The organism is Zemynaea arenosa, from assembly GCF_004614185.1.
In the GTDB taxonomy this organism is placed as follows: domain Bacteria; phylum Pseudomonadota; class Gammaproteobacteria; order Burkholderiales; family Burkholderiaceae_D; genus Telluria; species Telluria arenosa.
The window spans coordinates 1-18,173 of sequence record NZ_SPVF01000020.1; the positions used below are offsets into that span (position 1 = coordinate 1).

Annotated in this window: 20 protein-coding genes and 1 tRNA gene; 15 read left to right on the forward strand and 6 right to left on the reverse strand. The window is 65.9% G+C overall.

Annotation, left to right across the window (positions count from 1 at the left end; all coding sequences use genetic code 11):
• The 5 genes from E4L96_RS23450 to E4L96_RS01575 all read left to right on the forward strand — a co-directional run.
• On the forward strand, window positions 1-225 hold a 225-nt coding region (locus E4L96_RS23450), incomplete at its 5' end, for a hypothetical protein (protein WP_267874305.1).
• Window positions 225-674, forward strand: a complete 450-nt coding sequence (locus E4L96_RS01560) for a DUF3305 domain-containing protein (protein ID WP_135205488.1) — start codon at window positions 225-227, stop codon at window positions 672-674. The genes E4L96_RS23450 and E4L96_RS01560, both read left to right, overlap by 1 nt.
• Window positions 667-1,380, forward strand: coding sequence for a DUF3306 domain-containing protein (locus E4L96_RS01565; protein WP_167758566.1), 714 nt, complete (start codon window positions 667-669; stop codon window positions 1,378-1,380). Before E4L96_RS01560 ends, E4L96_RS01565 begins: the two co-directional genes overlap by 8 nt.
• Window positions 1,377-2,942: a 4Fe-4S dicluster domain-containing protein gene (locus tag E4L96_RS01570; protein ID WP_135205490.1), complete on the forward strand. Its 1,566-nt coding sequence runs from the start codon at window positions 1,377-1,379 to the stop codon at window positions 2,940-2,942. Before E4L96_RS01565 ends, E4L96_RS01570 begins: the two co-directional genes overlap by 4 nt.
• A gap of 274 nt (window positions 2,943-3,216) precedes the next feature.
• Complete coding sequence (locus E4L96_RS01575) at window positions 3,217-5,457, forward strand: DUF4962 domain-containing protein (protein ID WP_135205491.1); 2,241 nt, start codon at window positions 3,217-3,219, stop codon at window positions 5,455-5,457.
• A 69-nt stretch (window positions 5,458-5,526) separates the two neighbouring features.
• Here the strand turns inward: E4L96_RS01575 and E4L96_RS01580 are convergent, their stop codons facing one another.
• The 3 genes from E4L96_RS01580 to E4L96_RS01590 are packed head-to-tail and all read right to left on the reverse strand — an operon-like array spanning window position 5,527 to window position 7,046.
• Entirely contained in the window at window positions 5,527-6,189 is a 663-nt protein-coding gene (locus tag E4L96_RS01580) for a glutathione S-transferase family protein (protein WP_135205492.1), read from the reverse strand.
• A gap of 17 nt (window positions 6,190-6,206) precedes the next feature.
• Window positions 6,207-6,677 carry an SRPBCC domain-containing protein gene (locus E4L96_RS01585; RefSeq protein ID WP_135205493.1) on the reverse strand — a complete coding sequence of 157 codons (471 nt, stop codon included), beginning with the start codon at window positions 6,675-6,677 and terminating at the stop codon, window positions 6,207-6,209.
• Between the two features lie 12 nt (window positions 6,678-6,689).
• Window positions 6,690-7,046, reverse strand: coding sequence for an ArsR/SmtB family transcription factor (locus tag E4L96_RS01590; RefSeq protein ID WP_135205494.1), 357 nt, complete (start codon window positions 7,044-7,046; stop codon window positions 6,690-6,692).
• Between the two features lie 124 nt (window positions 7,047-7,170).
• Between E4L96_RS01590 and E4L96_RS01595 the strand changes: the two genes are divergently transcribed.
• The 3 genes from E4L96_RS01595 (at window position 7,171) to E4L96_RS01605 (ending at window position 8,767) form a co-directional block, all read left to right on the forward strand.
• A complete protein-coding gene (locus E4L96_RS01595; protein ID WP_135205495.1) occupies window positions 7,171-8,136 on the forward strand; it encodes a DMT family transporter in 966 nt (321 codons plus the stop codon).
• Window positions 8,133-8,648: a GNAT family N-acetyltransferase gene (locus E4L96_RS01600; RefSeq protein ID WP_135205496.1), complete on the forward strand. Its 516-nt coding sequence runs from the start codon at window positions 8,133-8,135 to the stop codon at window positions 8,646-8,648. The genes E4L96_RS01595 and E4L96_RS01600 overlap by 4 nt, the downstream gene beginning before the upstream one ends.
• Window positions 8,649-8,691: 43 nt before the next feature.
• A tRNA-Asn gene (locus E4L96_RS01605) sits at window positions 8,692-8,767 on the forward strand.
• A 26-nt stretch (window positions 8,768-8,793) separates the two neighbouring features.
• Here E4L96_RS01605 and E4L96_RS01610 read toward each other — a convergent pair.
• Together E4L96_RS01610 and E4L96_RS01615 are read right to left on the reverse strand one after the other, a co-directional pair.
• The gene (locus tag E4L96_RS01610) at window positions 8,794-9,648 is read right to left on the reverse strand and encodes a sterol desaturase family protein (RefSeq protein ID WP_220433374.1); all 855 of its coding nucleotides are present in this window, start codon (window positions 9,646-9,648) and stop codon (window positions 8,794-8,796) included.
• Between the two features lie 70 nt (window positions 9,649-9,718).
• Window positions 9,719-10,522 (reverse strand): PEP-CTERM sorting domain-containing protein, encoded by an 804-nt coding sequence (locus E4L96_RS01615; protein WP_167758567.1) that lies wholly within the window; start codon window positions 10,520-10,522, stop codon window positions 9,719-9,721.
• A 183-nt stretch (window positions 10,523-10,705) separates the two neighbouring features.
• On the opposite strand from E4L96_RS01615, the gene E4L96_RS01620 reads away from it, so the two are divergent.
• From E4L96_RS01620 to E4L96_RS01630, 3 genes are all read left to right on the forward strand, one after another.
• Window positions 10,706-11,269 (forward strand): alpha/beta hydrolase, encoded by a 564-nt coding sequence (locus tag E4L96_RS01620; RefSeq protein WP_167758568.1) that lies wholly within the window; start codon window positions 10,706-10,708, stop codon window positions 11,267-11,269.
• A gap of 69 nt (window positions 11,270-11,338) precedes the next feature.
• Window positions 11,339-12,682 (forward strand): glycoside hydrolase family 5 protein, encoded by a 1,344-nt coding sequence (locus tag E4L96_RS01625; RefSeq protein ID WP_229414182.1) that lies wholly within the window; start codon window positions 11,339-11,341, stop codon window positions 12,680-12,682.
• On the forward strand, window positions 12,679-14,148 hold the full coding sequence (locus E4L96_RS01630) for a glycoside hydrolase family 30 protein (protein ID WP_220433375.1): 1,470 nt from the start codon (window positions 12,679-12,681) through the stop codon (window positions 14,146-14,148). The genes E4L96_RS01625 and E4L96_RS01630 overlap by 4 nt, the downstream gene beginning before the upstream one ends.
• 461 nt (window positions 14,149-14,609) lie before the next feature.
• Here E4L96_RS01630 and E4L96_RS01635 read toward each other — a convergent pair whose 3' ends face one another.
• Complete coding sequence (locus E4L96_RS01635) at window positions 14,610-14,987, reverse strand: aggregation-promoting factor C-terminal-like domain-containing protein (RefSeq protein ID WP_229414183.1); 378 nt, start codon at window positions 14,985-14,987, stop codon at window positions 14,610-14,612.
• 202 nt (window positions 14,988-15,189) lie between these two features.
• Here E4L96_RS01635 and E4L96_RS01640 point away from each other — a divergent pair, with 202 nt between their 5' ends.
• From E4L96_RS01640 to E4L96_RS01655, 4 genes are all read left to right on the forward strand, one after another.
• Window positions 15,190-15,366: a DUF3606 domain-containing protein gene (locus tag E4L96_RS01640; RefSeq protein WP_135205499.1), complete on the forward strand. Its 177-nt coding sequence runs from the start codon at window positions 15,190-15,192 to the stop codon at window positions 15,364-15,366.
• Window positions 15,367-15,472: 106 nt separating this feature from the next.
• Window positions 15,473-15,835 (forward strand): STAS domain-containing protein, encoded by a 363-nt coding sequence (locus E4L96_RS01645; RefSeq protein ID WP_135205500.1) that lies wholly within the window; start codon window positions 15,473-15,475, stop codon window positions 15,833-15,835.
• Window positions 15,832-16,797, forward strand: coding sequence for an MBL fold metallo-hydrolase (locus E4L96_RS01650; RefSeq protein ID WP_135205501.1), 966 nt, complete (start codon window positions 15,832-15,834; stop codon window positions 16,795-16,797). Before E4L96_RS01645 ends, E4L96_RS01650 begins: the two co-directional genes overlap by 4 nt.
• A gap of 6 nt (window positions 16,798-16,803) precedes the next feature.
• Window positions 16,804-18,173: CHASE2 domain-containing protein (locus E4L96_RS01655; RefSeq protein ID WP_167758569.1), on the forward strand; the 1,370-nt coding region annotated here is incomplete at its 3' end.

Genomic DNA, 18,173 nt, shown 5'->3' on the forward strand with positions numbered 1-18,173 from the left:
AGCTCAGGCAGTGCAGCGAGCGGTACGTCCGCCGTCGCCAGTGGCCAGCGCCCCATGGCGCAGCTTCCGGCCACGCGCCCGACGACCGACCAGAAAGCCCAAGGCACTACAGCCCAGGCCTCGTCCCAGCAAGCCGCCAGCCACGCAGCCGCCGGCAAGCAGCCCGCCAGCGGCCAAGCTGCCACCGGTCGCGATGCCAGCGCATCCACCGGAGGCAAACGCTGATGGCGGCGCAAGCGCGCCTCCCCATCGCGGTTCTCATGCAGCGCCGTGCGTCGCAGCACATCTGGGCCGACGACACCTGGGAGGCGGTCGCCGTCGTCCCCGACAGCGGCAGCACCCCCGCCATCACCATGCTGACCACCAGCCCGGAGCGCGACACCTACCTCGTCCCCGGCCTCGAACTCCAGCTGCACCGTGACGAACACGATGGCTACTACGAGAACTGCATCGCTCCCGAAGCGAAAGTTTTCGTCCTGTGGCGCATGCAGGACGGCCGGGCCATCCCCGTGAAGGCCTCGGTCAGCTACGCCGAAGGCACTCGCATGTTCGACTCCGGCGAACGGGCGGATGGGGTCACGATGCCCGCCGAGATCCAAAGCTGGCTGGCCGATTACCTGGCCCATAATTACGAGCCCCCCGAGCGCGGGCGCCGGAGAGGCCACCATGGCTGACGGTTTCCTGCGCCGCTGGTCCCGCCTGAAGACCGAGTCGCAGCTCGCACCCACCGCGCCCCAGCCCATGCCCGCCGCGCCCCCGCCCGCGTCCACCGCGCTCCAGCTCACGCCCGCCGCCCCCCAGCCCAAGTCCGCCGCGCGGCCCGGCTTGACGCAATGTGCGCCCGCCGGCCGTACCTCTGCCCTGGAGTCCGCGCCGCCATCTCCTGGGCCTACGCTCGAAGACGTCGCGGCCTTGACGGCCGATTCCGATTTCGCCCCCTTCGTTACCCGCGCAGTCGACGCCGACGTCCGCCGCAGCGCCCTGCGCAAGCTGTTCACGGACCCGCACTTCAACCGCATGGACGGCCTGGACGTCTACATCGGCGACTACACCCAGGCGTCCCCCATGCCCGCCGCGATGCTCGCCGCCCTCGACCACGCCCGCAACATCTTTGGCCCGCCAGCGGAAGACGCTGAAGCCACCGCGACCGCCGCTGCTTCCGATGCGTCACACGGCGCGACCGCCGCTGCTGACTTGTCGCCGGAATCCCCGAGCCTTGCGCCCACGGCCGCGCCGCCAGCCGCCAGCGACAGCCCGGCCGCCAGCACTGCGCCCACTGCATCCGCGCCGGACGCCACAGCGCCCAGCGCACCCGCGGCGTCCATCACCACCGATCCCCACGCCGCAGCGCTTACCGCAGCGGCCCCCGAAACTACATGAGCAAGGACCTGAACATGGACATGAGCGCGCTCCCCGGCGCCAACGGCCTGGCCCGTGCGGCCGCATTGGCCGCTGCGGCCGCGCTGCCGGACCCGGACCCCGTCCCCACCGTCTCCTACCGTTCCGAAGGCCGCGTCCTGGTGGTCGGCTGTGCCGCGGACGTGGTGCGCTGGACCGACACCATCCCCGCCCCGCTGGTGGCCAGCATGGCCTTCATCCGTACACATGAAGACATCGCCCTCGCAGGCCACCTGGGCGCCTTCTTTGCCAGGTGGCGCAACGGCAGCGCCACCCTCGAAGGCACCTTCGACCTCGTGCTCGACCTCTGCGATCCGCCGCTGCTGAACCGCGCCGACCCGCCCTTCGGCTACTTCGCCCCGGCGCCGGCCGAGGAAGCGCGTGCCGCAGCCATCGGTGAACTGAGCGCCATGACCGGCCTGTTCGAAAAGCCGAAATACTTCGCCTATAAAGAGCGCACCTGCGCCCACTCCCGCAACCGCAAGACCGGCTGCACCGCCTGCATCGACATCTGCTCCGCGCGCGCCATCGCCAGCGACGGCGACAAGATCAAGGTCGACCCCTACCTCTGCAAAGGCTGCGGCGCTTGCACCACCGTCTGCCCCTCGGGCGCGATCTCGTACGCCTATCCCGGCGCCGCCTACACCGGCGCGCGCCTGCGCACTTTGCTCGCAGCCTACGCCAGTGCCGGCGGCACCGATCCCGTGCTCGTGTTCCACGCCGAAGAGGGCAGGGCGCTGCTGGAGGCCGATCCGCTCCCGGACCACGCCATCGCCATCGAGCTGCACCACATCGCCTCGGTCGGCCTGGAAGTCTGGCTCTCCGCCATCGCCTATGGTGCCACCGGCATCGTGCTGCTGGCCACCGGCCGCGAGTCCCCGGCCTACCTGGATGCGCTGCGTGGCCAGATGACCATCGCCCAAACCGTCCTGCGCGAACTGGGCTACGCCGGCCGCCACTTCGCCCTCAGCACCGGCACCATCGCCGCACTGCCGAAGGGGGAGGTCCCGCAGGCCCGCGCCACTTATCATGTCGCCAACGACAAGCGCAACACCCTGGACTTCGCGCTCACCCACCTGCACACCCACGCACCATTCCAGCCGCAGGACATCGGCCTCCCGCCCGGCGCCCCTTTCGGCCAGGCCCGCGTCGACAGCACCCGCTGCAGCCTGTGCATGTCCTGCGTCGGCGTCTGCCCCAGCTCCGCGCTGATGGACAGCCCCTCGCACCCGCGCCTGTCCTTCGTGGAGCAAAACTGCATCCAGTGCGGCCTGTGCGCCGCCACCTGCCCGGAAGACGCGATCACCCTGGTCCCGCGCCTGACTTTCACCCCCGAGCGCCGCCAAGCCGTGGTGGTGCACGAAACCCAGCCTTTCAACTGCATCAGCTGCGGCAAACCATTCGGCACCCTCCTGATGGTGGAACGGATGCTCGAACGCCTGGCCGGCCACGCCGCCTTCAGCGCCCACCCCGAGCGCCTGAAGATGTGTGGTGACTGCCGCGTCGTGGCCATGATGCAGTCCTCCGCGCCACCTTCGATTTAACAATTCGAAGTTCCTCCTGCAGCGCCGCCCGCCCTGCGGCGCCACACTTTTGGCAAGTCCATAACACCCCGTAGCCAAGCGATAACACCTCTGTATGTCTTGATATCTGTGTGCGCAAAGCGCGACACTTTCGTGGCGGTCTGCAAACGATTGCGCGAAAAAAGTGTGTCGTGAATTTTGCCGTGTGGAAATTCGTGTATATTGGTTCGTAGGCCTGATCCTACAGCTCGACGGCCATTTTTCCAGACACGATTCGCCACCCGGAGTCCTCCCAATGAAGTCCCCAGTCCGTACCGCAGCCCGTCTTGCCGTGCTGTCCTGCCTCGCCTACGCCGCATCCGCGCACGCGGACTGGGTCGTGGCCAGCGATGTCGAAGCCATCAAGCCCTCTCCCGCCAATTTCTCGGTGCAGCCGCAGAATCCGCCATCGTTCGCCTGGTCGCGCCACAGCAGCAACCCGCCGTCCTACGTGGTGGAAGTGTCCAGGGACGGCGCCGTCGCCTATACCTTCACCAGCGCCCGTAACTGGTACCTGCCGACCCAGGCTTTCCCGGCCGGCCACTACACCTGGCGGGTGCGTCCGTCGACCTCCACCACCGCGTGGTCGGACGTCCGCCAGTTCGATGTCACCGCCACCGCCAGCACCTTCCTGGTGCCGGACAACGCTGCCTTGCGCACCGCGGTGACCCAGCGCGTGCGCCCGCGCCAGCTGCCGGCCGGCTTTGTGCCCGCGTCCCAGTGGACTGCCGCCATGTCGGCCGAGCGCTCCAAGCCGCTGACCACTCTGCGCAGCGAAATCGACTACAAGATCACTGGCATGGCGCCGGTCAGCGATGCGCTGTGGCCCCTGACCAGCAGCACCGGCACCGCTGCCGCCCTGGCCGCGCAGGCCTCGGACATCCGCACCAAGATCAACAACATGGGCCGCCAGCTGGAAGGCGCTGCGCTGCTGTACCGCCTCACGCTGGACCCCAAGTACCTGAATGAAGCCCTGGCCCGCGGCGACCAGCTGGCCTCCCTGTCGCCGACCGGCCCCACGTCCTACGCCAACCAGGACCAGGGCACGCGCGTGATCTGCCTGTCGATGATCAAGGCGATCGACATGCTGCACAACGAGATCGACGCCACCCGCCGCGCCAAGTGGCTCGGCGTGATCGACCTGCGCGCGACCGACATGTACAACGACCTATCCAGCAATAACATGCGCCTGGACCAGTACCCGTTCGATTCCCACGGTGGTAACAACCTGGGCTTCCTCGCGCTGATCGCCACCCTGGCCGTCGGCGACATCCCGAATGCGAACACCTGGTTCGACTTCGCCACCCGCGCCTACATCAACAGCATCTACGCCTGGAGCGGCCCGGAAGGCGGCTACGCCAACGGCTCCGCCTACGGCCAGTATGCGGCCGACTACGCGATCCAGATCTGGCAGCCGATGAATCAGGCTTTGGGCGTGAATCTGTTCACCAAACCGTGGTCGAATGGCTTCATGCAGTTCTTCGCGCACTTCGTGCCGCCTGGCGCGACCCGCCACGTGTTCGGCGACGAGAACGAAGTGGCCCCGGACTTCCGCCTGCTGAAGGCCTACGCCTCGCGCTTCGACACCCCGCAGGCCGCGTGGTACGCCAAGAACATCAGCGGCGACGAGGACACCCTGTCCTTCCTGCAGGCGCCGTATCCGCTGCCGTACACCCGCGCCACCAGCGTGGTCGCGCCGCCGAATGCCGCGCTGTATCCGAGCATCGGCTGGGTCGCCATGCACAGCGACATTGCGGACCTGAAGCGCACCTCGGTGTACTTCAAGTCCAGCCCCTACGGCTCGTACAACCATAGCCACGGTGACCAGAACAGCCTGACCGTGTCGAGTGGTGGCCGCCCCCTGCTGATCGAAGCGGGCTACATGGACTACTACGGCTCTCCGCTGCAGCTGGACTGGTACAAGACCACCAAGGCGCACAATGCCATCACCTTCGATGGTGGCGTGGGCGAGCCGGTGGACGGCAACACCATCAACCTGACCCGCACCGGCGCGGTGACTGGCTTCTCGACCACCCCGTCGCTGGACTACGCGGAAGGCGACGCCACCGCGGCCTACGCCGGCGCGCTCAAGTCGGCCCTGCGCAAGGTCTGGTACCTGCGCGGACAGGATGTGATCCTGGTGCAGGACAAGGTCTCTTCGGCCACCGCCCGCGCCTTCGAGTGGAACCTGCATACTCCAGCGGCGATGAGCTTCACCGCGGCGGACAACTCGGTCTCCTCGACCAACGTGGACCGGTCGGTGTGCGTGCGTCCGCTGGTGAATGCGTCCGGCATGAGCTTCCAGACCCGTACCGGTCCGGCGCCGAAGGCCGGCACCTACGAGGCGCATGCGGCCTACGTGCTACCGTCCGCGCTGGCGGGTGAGTTTGTGATGATGATCGACGTCGGCTGCAACAAGCCTGCGGTGCAGATGACCGAGACCACGACCTCGCGTACCTTCACCATCGGCGCGCAAACCATCACGATGCAGAAGTAATCTCCGCGCGGAGATGCGACGGGCCACCCAGCCTCGCGGCGGGTGGCCCGTTTTTTATGGAGCCGTGGTTTAGTCGCGGTCCGGCGCGCCGGGCGGGAAGTAGGAGCGGAACCGGCGGCCCTCCTCCACGGCCCGCGCAAACGACGGGCGGGCCAGCAGGCGTGCGCGGTACGCGCGCGCGTGCTCCAGCTCCTGCGGAATCGGGTGCACCCAGTCCGCATAGAACAGCGAAGGCGCAGCCGCGCAATCGGCCAGCGAGAAATTGTCGCCTGTGGCCCATGGACCTCCTTTTTCCAACTGCGCATCCAGCCAGCGGTATGAGCGCTCGAGCCTCTCCTTGGCCTCGCTCACGCCCACCGCATCGCGCTGTTCCGGCGCGCGCAGGAAGTCGAACACGATGCGCTGCATCGGCGTCATCACGTAGTTGTCGAAGAAGCGGTCCATGAAGCGCACCCGCAGCGCCGCATCCGCGTCGGCCGGGATCAGGGCAGGGTGGCTGCCGCGGTAGCGCCCCAGGTATTCAATGATGACGCTCGATTCGGCCACCGTCCGGCCTTCGTCCACCAGCAGCGGCATCATGCGGATCGGCCAGAGTTCTGCGAACTCCTTGTCCACGCTGTCATCGCCATCGTTCAACATGCGCAGTGTGAATGGCAGCTCGTACTCGTAGAACGCCGTGGTCACCTTCTGGTGGTAGGCGGAGAAGGGGTGGCCATACAGGTGCAGGGTCATCGTCGGGTCTCCAGTGATCATTGAAAGAGGCTGGGCATGCGGTCGAAGTGCGCCGCCGTGCCGAATTCGCGCGACGGCACGCCTTGCGCGGCGGTGGTCCCGTCCAGGAAGGCCACCTGCTCATGGAAGCGCTGCACCGTGCCGTCCCCATCGCGCAGGAATTCCACGGTGGCCAGCGAGGCCGAATGGTGGTTGCCGTTGAGGTGCATGTCGTAGATGTAGACCAGCCGTGCGCCCGGCACCACGTGGTGGTAGCGCGCCGTGAACAGCGTCTCGCGCGGCGTAGCACCTCCAAAGCGGCCATGCAGGAGCTCGACGCCGCCTTCGCGCACGTCCAGCTCGCGGTTGATCAGCGTCCAGCTCTCCGGGCCGGTGAACCACTTGGCCTTCAGTTCGATGTCCGTCCACGCTTCGAACACGCGCTCGGGCGGGGCAGGGTAGCGGCGCTCGATGACGAATGCGCCGTGATAGATGGGGTCTTCTTGCATGCGGTCTCCTTGTTAGCGTTTGTTCGATGTGCGCTTCCTGGGCGCGGCCGGTTCCGCGAACAGCGCGCCGAGGCGGTCGAAATGCGATTCCCATTGCTGGCGGCGCTGGCTGAGCCAGGACTCGGCGAGGCTGATGGCGTGCGGGTCCAGGGTGCATGTGCGCACCCGGCCTTCCTTCTGGGTGCGCACCAGGCCACTCTGCTCCAGCGCCTGGATGTGCTGCACGACTGCGGCCAGCGTCATGTCCAGCGGCGCCGCCAGTTCGCTGACGCTGGCGCTGCCGCGCGCCAGCCGCAGCACGATCGCGCGCCGGTTCGGCTCGGAGAGGGCGCGGAACACCGCGTCGAGTTTTTGTTCATGGTTAAGCATGTGCTTAAGTATCTACGTGGTGCGCTGAATAGTCAAGCATATGCTTAACTATCGCTCCCGCGCTGCCGTGCCATCGGTGCTACCATCGGCCGGTTCAAGCAGCAGGAAGTACAGGAGAAGCGGGATGTGGATCGGTGTGGCGTGTGGGCTGGCGGCGGGTGCGCTGTGGGGCATGGTGTTCATCGTGCCGGTGCTGCTGGCGGCGTTTTCCCCGCTGGAGCTGGCGGTGGGCCGCTATGTCGCGTACGGCCTGATCGCGTTGGCCATGGCCGCGCCGCGCCTCCTGCCGCTGCTGCGCAAACTGGATCCCTCCGACATTGCCGCCATGGTGCGGCAGGCGCTGGCAGGCAACATCGTCTACTACGTGTTCCTGGCGCTGGGCGTGAAGCTGGCGGGCGTGCCCGCGACCTCGCTCATCGTCGGCATGCTGCCGGTGTCCGTGACGCTGCTGGGCCGTAATGATCACGGCGCCGCGAGCCTCAGGGACCTCGCCGCGCCGCTGCTGATGATCGGCGGCGCGGTGCTGTGCATGAATGCGGACGTGTTCATGCACGCCGGGCCGGGTGCGGGCAGCGCCACCGTGGCCGGCAAGGTGCTCGGCATCCTGTGCGCCACCGCGGCGCTGGCCTGCTGGACCTACTACGCGTTGGACAACGCGCGCTTCCTCAAGCGGAATCACCATTTCACCGGCGCCGAATGGTCGATGCTGTATGGCCTCGCGAGTGGCGCCATTGCACTGGTGATCGGCGTGGTCGCGCTGGCCCTGTTCAGCGGCCAGGTCACCGGCGCCGCAGCCGTTGCGAGCGGGCGCGATTGGGGACGCTACGCGATGGTCAATGTGCTGCTGGCATTGGGCGCCTCCGTCATCGGCAACCACCTGTGGAACGTGGCCAGCCGCCGCGTGCCGGTCACACTGTGCGGCACCCTGATCCTCTCCGAGACCTTGTTCGCCTTCCTGTATGGTTTCATCTACCAGCAGCGCATGCCTCGTGCGCTCGAGGCACTCGCCATCGTGCTGATGGTCGCCGGCACCATCTGGTCCGTCCGCGCGCACGACGCCCCCGCCCAGCCATCGCCTGCCGCGCCATGAACATCCGCCGCCTCGACGTTGCCGACGCAGCTGCCTATCGCTCCTTGACGCTGGCCGCGTTCGCCGCGCATCCGGAGGCTTTCACCTCCACCGTCGAGGAGCGCGCGCGGGTGCCCATGTCGTGGTGGGAGAAGCGGCTGCGCGATGGCGAGGCTCCCGACGTTGTGTTCGGGGCATTCGAGGGCAGTGAATTGATCGGCACCGCCGGCCTCCAGTTCAGCGACCGCTTCAAGACGCGCCACAAGGCCACACTGTTCGGCATGTATGTCGATCAAGCTCACGCCGGGCAGGGCGCGGGCCGCGCATTGGTTGACGCCTGCCTGGCGTACGCCCGCACACGGGGTGTATCGGTGGTTCAGCTCACCGTCACCGAAGGCAACACCCGCGCCTACAATCTGTACCGCCGGTCCGGTTTCCGCGATTTCGGCGTCGAGCCCTGCGCGGTCCTGGACGACGCGGGGTACCGCAGCAAGATCCACATGTGGTTGCCGCTCGCACAATTGGCGCCGTGACGCTGGACGATTTCCGGATTGCAGTGTATAGTTCTGCCTCCATTCCCTGATAGCTCAGTCGGTAGAGCGACGGACTGTTAATCCGCAGGTCCCTGGTTCGAGTCCAGGTCGGGGAGCCAGAATTCAGCTGTAAAGAATCAAGGGACTACATGCCTCGGCCTGTAGTCCCTTTTTTCATGCTTGGGTCACGCTGGGAGAACAAGGGATGGACCAGTTGCTCGGATAGCATCTCCGGCATTGTCTCCGTGATTCCGTACGCCTCCGGCCATTCCCCTTTCGGCACATGATAGGTGCCGAAGATGAGATCCATGCAGGGCAATACCGAGGCGTAGTTGCGATTGACTGCGCCCGTCCGTGTGTGGTGCCAGTGGTGGAATGCGGGGGTGGTCAGAAGCCATGCAATCCAACGGAAACGCCAGCGCACATTCGCGTGAATCAAGTAGCTCCAGTGGGCGCTTATCGCCAGCAACAGACCAACCAGGACGTTGTCTGACGGGCTCAGCGGATTGGCAACTCCGAGTGCATAGATCGGCACAAAGGTGAACAGCCGCGCCACCACCAGGTCGACCGGATGCGCACGATTGTTGACCAGGAAATCCATCTGGGTAGCGCTGTGGTGCACCGCGTGGAAGCGCCACAAAAACGGGATTTCATGGCTCAGCCGATGCCCCCAGTAGTAGCCAAATTCGCCGACGACCAACGCCAGCAGCGCTCGTGTCCACATGGGCAGCTCAGTGAGCGCTGCCTGAAAGCTGGCTGGCAGCAGGCGGTCAGCGCCCCAGACGACAAAGCCTAGCGGACCGCTCAGCACGACGCCGAGCAGCAAGGTATTGAGAAAGTAGTACCCGAGATCGGCTGCGACTTCGCGGCGCAATACGGGCTGCCGGTGGAGGGCGCCCAGCCGCTCCAACGGAAGGAAGATCGCGCAGGCAACGGCGAGGCCCAGGCAAAGACGGAGGACGTCGTTCACGAAGGCGGGCAATTCGGGAAGTTCTGGCACGAGTCGTCTCCGGCACTTGACGAATCGGCCGCAACGTCGCTGCGGCCGTGAGAAACGCTGACAACTTCGGTCAAGCCCGGCGCCTGCGCAGACCGAGCATGACCAGACCGCACAACCCCAAGCCCAAGATCGACAGACTGGACGGCTCCGGAACCTGCGTCAGGCTGACGCCATCGAGAAATACCATCGGAGGAACCGAAGGATTTCCCAGCGCCATGAAGCTCAGATACTGAGGGACCCCGGCGGCTGTGGTGGGCACGGTGAAGTTCAAGGTCACGAAGTTCCAAGGCACGAAACCACCCGGCGGCAGAGTGTTTGTCATCAGGGGCGAAAAATGGATATCGCCAGAAAAGAGTCCAGTGCAGCTGACCGGGTTCAGGCAGATATCGCCCAGCCCGACTTCCCACTGCCCGGTGGTGTCTCCGGTAAAGCCTTCCCATTGGCCTTCCGCCTGCCAGAAGCTCACGACGTATTTTCCAGGCGTCAGGATCCCAACGGGCTGATAGATGGTTGACGTTCCGGGGAACGTTGTCGCGGAACACGGTCCAGGGTTTTGCCCGTAGCACGGGTCGGCCGCAAGGAAATTCCCTCCGGCCGGACTTTGACTCGGGAAGCCAGGATAGACATGCATTCCGCCATCGAGATTCAGATGGGCAGTGCCTTGGGCATAGATTTTGACTGCCGCGATGTTGCAGTATGGGCCTGCACAGAGCCACGGATCAGGTCGGACAGCGCCGAAAGTTCCCGGCGGCGGAGTGCCGCTGTAGGACTCGAAGCCCCCATTCTGGATGAGTGTCGCCTGTGCCATCGAAGTGGTCAGGGCCAGCGCGGCAGCGAGCAGGGCCGCTAGCGCCTGTTTCATGCGTGCGAACATGTCGTTCTCCTGAAGATGGAGTGGAGGGTGTCCACTCCAGTACGGTCGATAAAAAGGTGTCATCATCGATGGAGCAAATTTCGAACCAGCAAAGTAAGCGCTTGAATGCCAAGGGTTTGTGCATGCGAATGCGGCCACATCGACCTGAACGGTAAAAACTTCGACAGCAAAATGGAGGTTGCGATGCTCAAAAAAGTCCTGTTCATCCAAGGGGCCGGAGACGGCGCACACAAGGAAGACGCCAAGCTGGCGGAGAGTCTCCGTCACGCGCTGGGCGACGGCTATGAGGTCCGTTACCCCGCAATGCCGAATGACGGAGACGCCAGCTACGCCGACCTGGCCCGGTGGCTCGGGACCGAGCTCCGCGCCATCGGTGGACCAGTCGTTCTGGTCGGCCACTCGGTGGGCGGCGCCGTGGCGCTGAAATGGCTCAGCGAGAATCCCGGCAAGCACCGCGTTCAGGGCGCGTTCATCCTGGCGGCGCCGTTCTGGGGCGGGGCCGGCTGGCGCTACGACGGTTACCAGCAGCTGGAGCTGGCACCTGAACATGCCCGCGCTCTTGCTGATCAGTTACCGGTCTTCCTCTACCACTGCGCCGACGATGAAACGGTGCCTGCCGATCATCTGGTGCTGTACCAGACCCTGCTGCCGAAAGCACAGGCATCCCGCCAGCCAGCCGGCGGCCACCAGTTCACCAACGACCTCAGCCGCATCGCCCGCGATATCAATACGCAAACTCATGGGTGAGCCCTGACGGAATCTCTGCTATAGTCGTCTCCGCAAGTTGGTAACGTTTCCAAAATGCGGAGGATGGCGATGGCAGGGATGACGAAATGGCGGCAGATGGCAGGTCTGATCCTGCTCGCGGCTTGTGCGGTGAGCACCTGTGAAGCGGCTGCGGCGAAACCGGCGCCCATCACCGGCCCCCAGCACATGCTCCACGCCCAAGGCACCAAATGGGTTCGCGCCGATGGCACCCAGGTCAACCTCAAGGGCGCCAACCTCGGCAACTGGCTGATCAACGAATTCTGGATGATGGGCCAGGGCTCGCACGGCATCGACGATGAGTGCAAGTTGGAGGAAGTGCTGGACCACCGCTTCGGCTACCAAGAGCGCCAGCGCCTGTTCCGCCTCTACCGCGACAACTGGATCACGACGAAGGACTGGGACATGCTGGCCAGCTTCGGACTGAACGTGGTGCGCGTCCCCTTCATCCACACCGTGGTGGAGGACGAAAAGAACCCCGGCCACCTGCGTGCCGACGCCTGGCGCTACCTCGATGACGCCATCGCGCAGGCGGAAAAACGCGGCATGTACGTGATCCTTGACCTGCACGGCGCCGCGGGCAGCCAGGGCTGGGAGCACCACAGCGGCTGCGCGGGCCTCAACCAGTTCTGGTCCACGCCCGCGTACCAGCAGCGCAGCATCTGGCTGTGGCAGCAGATCGCCGCCCGCTACAAGGACCGCTCTTCGGTGGCCGGTTACAGCCTGCTCAACGAACCCTGGGGCACGCCGCCCGAGAACATGGCGGACGTGATCACGACCATGTACAAAGCCGTGCGCGCGGTCGACCCGAATCACATCATCATCCTGCCCGGACACCACACCGGTATCGGCGCGTATGGCGACCCGGCCAAGCGCGGCATGGTCAACGTCGCCTTCGAGATGCACCCATACCCCGGCCACTTCGGCTGGGGCGAACCCGGACCCGCCGTGCACCGGGGCTGGCTGCTCTGCACGGACGAGAAGTCCGACACTGTATGCGCGTGGGACCAGCGCATGAAGTCCCTGAACACGCCGCTGTACTTCGGCGAAGTCCAGCCGTGGGCCAAGATGGGCCTCGAAACCGGCGGCCAGGTGGCCCGGGCCAGCTTCGATACCTACGCGCGTTATGGCTGGGCCGTCACCGCGTGGTCCTACAAATACGTGAGCAACGAGGGTGGACATGGCCAGGGCACCTGGGGCATGGTGACCAACGCCGCCGGCGAGCGCGTGCCGGACCTGGACTTCAACACCGCCTCGCTGGCGCAGATCGAATCCCTGTTCAAGCGCTTCGGCACCATGCGCTACGAACCGCACGGCCCCCTCAAGCGCTGGCTCACCAGCCCCATCCCGCCGGATCCTTTCGGCCTGACCCGTCCCCACGAGGAATCGAAGTGACCACACGACGCGACACTCTCCGCCATCTCGGCGCCGCCTCCCTCATCGCCAGCATGTCCATCGCCAGCGCCATGGCCGCCGCCCCGCGCACCGGGCCGAATGTGCCGTGGACGGTGTACACCTCCGCGCAAGGCAGCGCCGAGCGCTTCGCCATGGAGAAGCTGGATGTCGCCAAGCCCTCCACCCAGCCGGTGGAGACCGAGACCTTCATCTCCGTGGACACGGGGCACAGCTACCAGCAGATCCTCGGCTTCGGCGGCGCGATCACGGATGCAGCGGCCGAGGTCTACGCCAAGCTCACGCCGGCGGACCAGCAGGCCTTCCTCAAGGCCTACTTCGATCCGAAGGAGGGCATCGGCTACAGCATCCTGCGCACCACGATCCATAGCTCGGACTTCAGCAGCGGCAGCTACACGTACGTGAAGGACGGCGACCGCACACTGAATTCCTTCAGCATCGAGCACGACATGCAGTACCGCGTGCCGCTGCTGCGCCAGGCCCTGGCCGAGGCGCGTGCGCACCGGACCAGCATGCGCGTGTTCGCGAGCCCGTGGAGCGCACCGGCGTGGATGAAGTCCAATGGCAGCATGCTGCAGGGCGGCTCGCTGCTGGCTGCGGATGGTGACCTGTGGGCGCGCTACATCGTCAAGTTCATCCAGGCGTATGAGAAGGCAGGCATTCCGCTGTGGGGCCTCACGGTGCAGAACGAGCCGATGGCCAAGCAGACCTGGGAGTCGATGATCTACACGGCGGAAGACGAGACGCGCTTCGTGGGCGACCATCTCGGCCCGGCCCTGAAGGCGGCTGGCCTCGGCGGGAAGAAGCTGATCGTGTGGGACCACAACCGGGACCTGCTGCCGCAGCGCTCCGCACACATCCTGTCCGATCCGAAGGCGCGGCCTTACATCTGGGGCGTGGGCTTCCACTGGTACGAGACGTGGACGGGCGGGGCGCCGATGCACCGCAACGTGGCTGCGGTGAAGGCGGATTACCCCGATGTGCCTCTGTTGATGACGGAAGCATCGATCGAGAAGTTTGACCCGGCCAAACTGCAGTCATGGGCCAACGGCGAGCGCTATGGCAGCGAGATCATGGGCGACCTGAATGCGGGGGCGAGCGGCTGGGTGGATTGGAATGTGCTGCTGGACAGCCGCGGTGGCCCCAACCACGTCGGCAACTACTGCTTCGCGCCGCTGCACGCGAGCGACGACGGCAAGCTGGTATTCACGCCGAGCTACGCCTTCCTTGGCCACTTCTCGCGCTTCATCCGCCCAGACGCGCGCCGCGTGAGCGCCACCACGAGCCGCAGCACGCTGGATACGGTCGCCTTCCGCAATGCCGACGGCCAGCTCGCCGTGGTCGTCATGAACCGCACTGACCAGCCGCAGCGCTACACCCTGATCGTCGACCGCCGCTCGCTCCCCGTCGACATCCCCGCCCACGCCATCCAGACCCTGGTGCGCTAAGGCTTCACCTGCACAAACTGCCCGCCCGTCAGCCGCCAGTAATGCGGCCCGGCCGGGCCGGCTTCGTCGACCTGCCCGTGCAAGATGAGCAGCTCACTGCCTCGCCTGAATTCTACAGGCTCCTTCACCGCAAGCTCCCAGCAGCACAAGGTCCCCGGCCACCAGACGACGTCCCCCGTCTTCGCATCCAGCGCCGCCAACATCACGCACGATGCGCCGCACCCAATTTCCGTCAGGACGTACCGCCCCGCGAAGTTTGGCCTCCGCTTGGCCGCGCTCCTCAGCACCGTCGTAAACTCCCGTTCCCGCTCTCCACTCAGCTGCGGAGCCGCCGTCCGTGCCGGAGCTTTCTCGCTGACTGTGTACTGTCTGAATGTTGGCGCGGGCGAGTGCGCGAATGCGCTCGCTGCGCTGGCTAGCAACACAGCGAGAACGACACCACTTTTCGGTTTCATAGCCGATCAATACCAATGATGGGAGATCCAGAAGCGCTTCGCTGCCGCAGCCGTTTTATATCGGCTCCTGACGTAGCGAATGCCGCCCTGGCACTCTTCGATCGCGTTTCCGAACGACGCTTCGCCATTGGGATTGAGACTGTATTGGGCGCGCAGTAGTTGGAAGAGGCCTTGCGCGGTGGAGTGAGTATTTCGAACGCCAACCTTACCAGATGATTCTTGCGCGATGATCCACAAGAAATCCCGATATTCGATCACGGGGGCGTGCTTGATCTCCATTGCGGTGCGCAATGCTTCTTGGACAAGCCAAGGAACATCTTTCGGGTCACGTTCCGCCAACTGGGCTTGCTTACGCTGCTTCTTCACCGAGCTCAAGTTTTTCACGGGCACCTCCGTTTGGACTTGGCTCAACTTTGGTGATTCTTATGAAAGCAAAGCTTGATCTTGAGCAAACGACCCAGGAGTTCTAATGCCTTCAGTCGCCTCATTGTTGCCCCCGCCACGTTTTTGTTAGCGTTAGGCAGTTAACTGAACGCCGAGGCGGTTCGTGCCATGCTGGGGCAGTAAGAATGGAAAGGAGGCCATCATGGCAGACAATCTTCAGAAAGCCGGTCAGCAGGACCGCTCGCGCATCAATGTGAATGAACGCTGGGAGCTGCAGTACTGGACCAAGGAACTTGGCGTCTCGGCCGAGGAGCTGCAGCAGGCCGTGAAAGCGGTCGGCCCCTCGGTCACTGCCGTCCGCACCCACCTGCGCAAGTAAGCGTGACCCATGGCGTAGCCGAAAATTGTAAAAAATGCACTAAAGCAATCAACTTGCTGCTACACTTTCGGCAATTCGTTCAGTGTCACCAGCAAGGGACTACGCCATGGACCTCCATCCCGCACGGACCGGTAGCGCGGTCGTGCTGGCCCCCGTCGGCCGCATCGACCACACCCACGCCGACGCCTTCAAGCAGTCGCTCGACCCCTGGCTGGGCGAGTGCACGCGCGACGGCGCCGCGATCGTCATCGACTTCTCCGGCGTCACCTACATCAGCAGTATCGGCCTGCGCGCCCTGATGGTCGCCGCCAAGCAGGCCAAGGCCCAGGGCGGCCGCATCGTGCTGGCCGCGCTCACGCCGCTGGTGCTGGAAGTCTTCCGCATCAGCCGCTTCGACCTGGTCTTCGAGATCTTTGCGGACCGCGCCGCCGCCCTCGACGCCCTCGGCCCCCAGCGCGTGCCGGTATGAAGGTCCGCATCTGGGGCGCCCGCGGCTCGCTGCCCGTCGCGCTGACGCACAAGCAGATCCGCGCCAAGATCACCACCGCGCTGGAAGATGCGCTCTACCGCCGCCTGGAAACGAAGGAGCAGGTCGCGGCCTACGTGGACCAGCTGCCGTTCGAGATCGCCGGCACCTACGGCGGCAACTCCAGCTGCGTGGAAGTGGAAGCCTGGGACCCCGCGACGACCAAAGAGCACATCATCTTCGACCTCGGCACCGGGGTGCGTCCGCTGGCCGGAGCTAAACTGGCGCGCTACGGCGGCGGCAACCCGCAGACCTACCATGTGTTCATGTCCCACCTCCACTGGGACCACATTATGGGCTTCCCGTTCTTTACGCCTGCCTACATCCCGGGCAACCGCATCATCATCTACGGCTGCCACGAGGAGCTGGAGACCGCGTTCCGCCGCCAGCAGGAGCCGATCAGCTTCCCCGTGCGCTTCGACCAGCTGGGCGCCACCATCGAGTTCCGCAAGCTGGAACCGGGGCGCCGCTTCGAACTGCGCGACGTGACCATCACGCCCAAGCTGCAGCTGCACGCGGGCGACTCCTACGGCTACCGCCTGGAGCAGGGCGGCAAGACGCTGATCTACTCGACCGACTCCGAGCACAAGCTCGATAACGCCGCCGAGCGTGAAGGCTTCGTCGACTTCTTCCGCGCTGCGGACCTCGTGATCTTCGACGCCATGTATTCGCTGGCCGATGCGATCTCGGTGAAGGCCGACTGGGGCCATTCCAGCAACGTGGTCGGCGTGGAGCTGTGCCAGCTCGCCGGTGCCAAGCGTTTGTGCCTGTTTCACCACGAGCCCATCTTCGACGACGCACAGATCAGCCGTGTGCTCGGCGAAACGCGCCGCTACGCCGAGATCACCGGCGAGGCGCCGCTGGAGATCATGGCCGCCTACGACGGCATGGACATCGAGCTCTAAGCCTTGGTGCTGCGCCGTTTCCAGCAGCACCTGCGCGCCACGCAAGGCCGCCCGCTGGCCTCCGTGCTGGCGCTGGCCCTCGCGGCCTGGCTCGCGCTGCCGGGCGATGGCCCGCTCCCCTGGCTGCGCCTCAATCTCTTCGACCTCTACCAGACCGCGCTGCCGCGGCCCCGGTTGTCCGGCCCCGTGGCGGTGATCGGCATCGACGAGGCGGCGCTCAAGCGCTATGGCCAGTGGCCGTGGCCGCGCACCCAGCTCGCGCATCTCATCGACGCTGTCAACGCGCACCATCCGCTGGCCATTGGCCTGGACATCATCATGCCGGAGACGGACAGCAGCTCGCCGGAAGCGCTGGCCGCCCGCCTGCGCGGCACCGACGCCAAACTCGCGGAGTCGCTGGCGGCGCTGCCACCGAACGATGACGTCCTCGCCGCCAGTATCCGCCGGGCGCCGGTGGTGCTGGGGGTGGCGGGCTTCGATGTTCCGGCCGCCAGCACCACGGACGTCGTGCGCGCATGGCCCGTGCGCTCGCTCGGTGGGGAAGCGCGCCAGTTCGTGCGCCACTATCCGCAAGCCCTGGCGTCGCTGCCGCAGATGCAAGCGAACGCGCGCGGCCAGGCCATCCTGTCGGCAGACCTGGAGACGGGCCTGGTGCGCCGCGTGCCGCTGGTCGCGAGCGTGGGCGAATCGCTGCTGCCGTCCCTGTCGCTGGAACTGCTGCGCGTGGCCACGGGCGAACGCGCGGTGGGCGTGCATGTGGGGGAGGGCGGCATCGATTCGGTCTCCGTCGGCGACCTCACGGTGCCGACGCAGCCGGGTGGCCGCGTGTGGCCGCACTTTTCCAAGTCCTGGCCGGAGCGCTACGTCTCCGCCGCCGAGGTGCTCGATGGCCGCGTGGCACCGGACCGGCTGGAGAACCGGATCGCCATCGTGGCGCTGACCGGCATAGGGCTCAACGATTACAAGACCACCGCGCGCGGGCAGGTGGTGCCGGGCGTGGACGTGCATGCGGAGCTGATCGAGAGCTTCTTCGACGGGCGCTTCGTGCAGCGGCCCCCTTCGATACGCTGGGCGGAAGTCGGCCTGTTCGCACTGCTGGCGGCGCTCACCATCTGGCTGCTGCCGCGCTTTTCGCTGCGCGCGGCGGCTGCGGCGGGACTGGTGCTGTCGGCAGGGCTGTTCGGTGGCGGGGCGGCGCTGTTCTGGTATGCGGGGCTGCTGTTCGATGCGGCGTCCGTGTGGGTGGCGCTGGGATTCGTGGGCGTGACGCTCCTTGCGAGCCTGCTGTCGGCGGCCAAGCGGGACCGGCGCGAGAGCGAGCGGGCCTTGCAGCGGGCCCGCGAGTCGGCGGCGCGCACCGCCGGTGAACTCAGTGC

Excerpts from the sequence above, each read along its gene's own strand:
- E4L96_RS01560 (WP_135205488.1), top strand. The coding sequence starts at position 225 with ATGGCGGCGCAAGCGCGCCTCCCCATCGCGGTTCTCATGCAGCGCCGT.
- E4L96_RS01565 (WP_167758566.1), top strand. The coding sequence starts at position 667 with ATGGCTGACGGTTTCCTGCGCCGCTGGTCCCGCCTGAAGACCGAGTCG.
- E4L96_RS01570 (WP_135205490.1), top strand. The coding sequence starts at position 1,377 with ATGAGCAAGGACCTGAACATGGACATGAGCGCGCTCCCCGGCGCCAAC.
- E4L96_RS01575 (WP_135205491.1), top strand. The coding sequence starts at position 3,217 with ATGAAGTCCCCAGTCCGTACCGCAGCCCGTCTTGCCGTGCTGTCCTGC.
- E4L96_RS01580 (WP_135205492.1), bottom strand. The coding sequence starts at position 6,189 with ATGACCCTGCACCTGTATGGCCACCCCTTCTCCGCCTACCACCAGAAG.
- E4L96_RS01585 (WP_135205493.1), bottom strand. The coding sequence starts at position 6,677 with ATGCAAGAAGACCCCATCTATCACGGCGCATTCGTCATCGAGCGCCGC.
- E4L96_RS01590 (WP_135205494.1), bottom strand. The coding sequence starts at position 7,046 with ATGCTTAACCATGAACAAAAACTCGACGCGGTGTTCCGCGCCCTCTCC.
- E4L96_RS01595 (WP_135205495.1), top strand. The coding sequence starts at position 7,171 with ATGTGGATCGGTGTGGCGTGTGGGCTGGCGGCGGGTGCGCTGTGGGGC.
- E4L96_RS01600 (WP_135205496.1), top strand. The coding sequence starts at position 8,133 with ATGAACATCCGCCGCCTCGACGTTGCCGACGCAGCTGCCTATCGCTCC.
- E4L96_RS01615 (WP_167758567.1), bottom strand. The coding sequence starts at position 10,522 with ATGTTCGCACGCATGAAACAGGCGCTAGCGGCCCTGCTCGCTGCCGCG.
- E4L96_RS01620 (WP_167758568.1), top strand. The coding sequence starts at position 10,706 with ATGCTCAAAAAAGTCCTGTTCATCCAAGGGGCCGGAGACGGCGCACAC.
- E4L96_RS01625 (WP_229414182.1), top strand. The coding sequence starts at position 11,339 with ATGGCAGGGATGACGAAATGGCGGCAGATGGCAGGTCTGATCCTGCTC.
- E4L96_RS01640 (WP_135205499.1), top strand. The coding sequence starts at position 15,190 with ATGGCAGACAATCTTCAGAAAGCCGGTCAGCAGGACCGCTCGCGCATC.
- E4L96_RS01645 (WP_135205500.1), top strand. The coding sequence starts at position 15,473 with ATGGACCTCCATCCCGCACGGACCGGTAGCGCGGTCGTGCTGGCCCCC.
- E4L96_RS01650 (WP_135205501.1), top strand. The coding sequence starts at position 15,832 with ATGAAGGTCCGCATCTGGGGCGCCCGCGGCTCGCTGCCCGTCGCGCTG.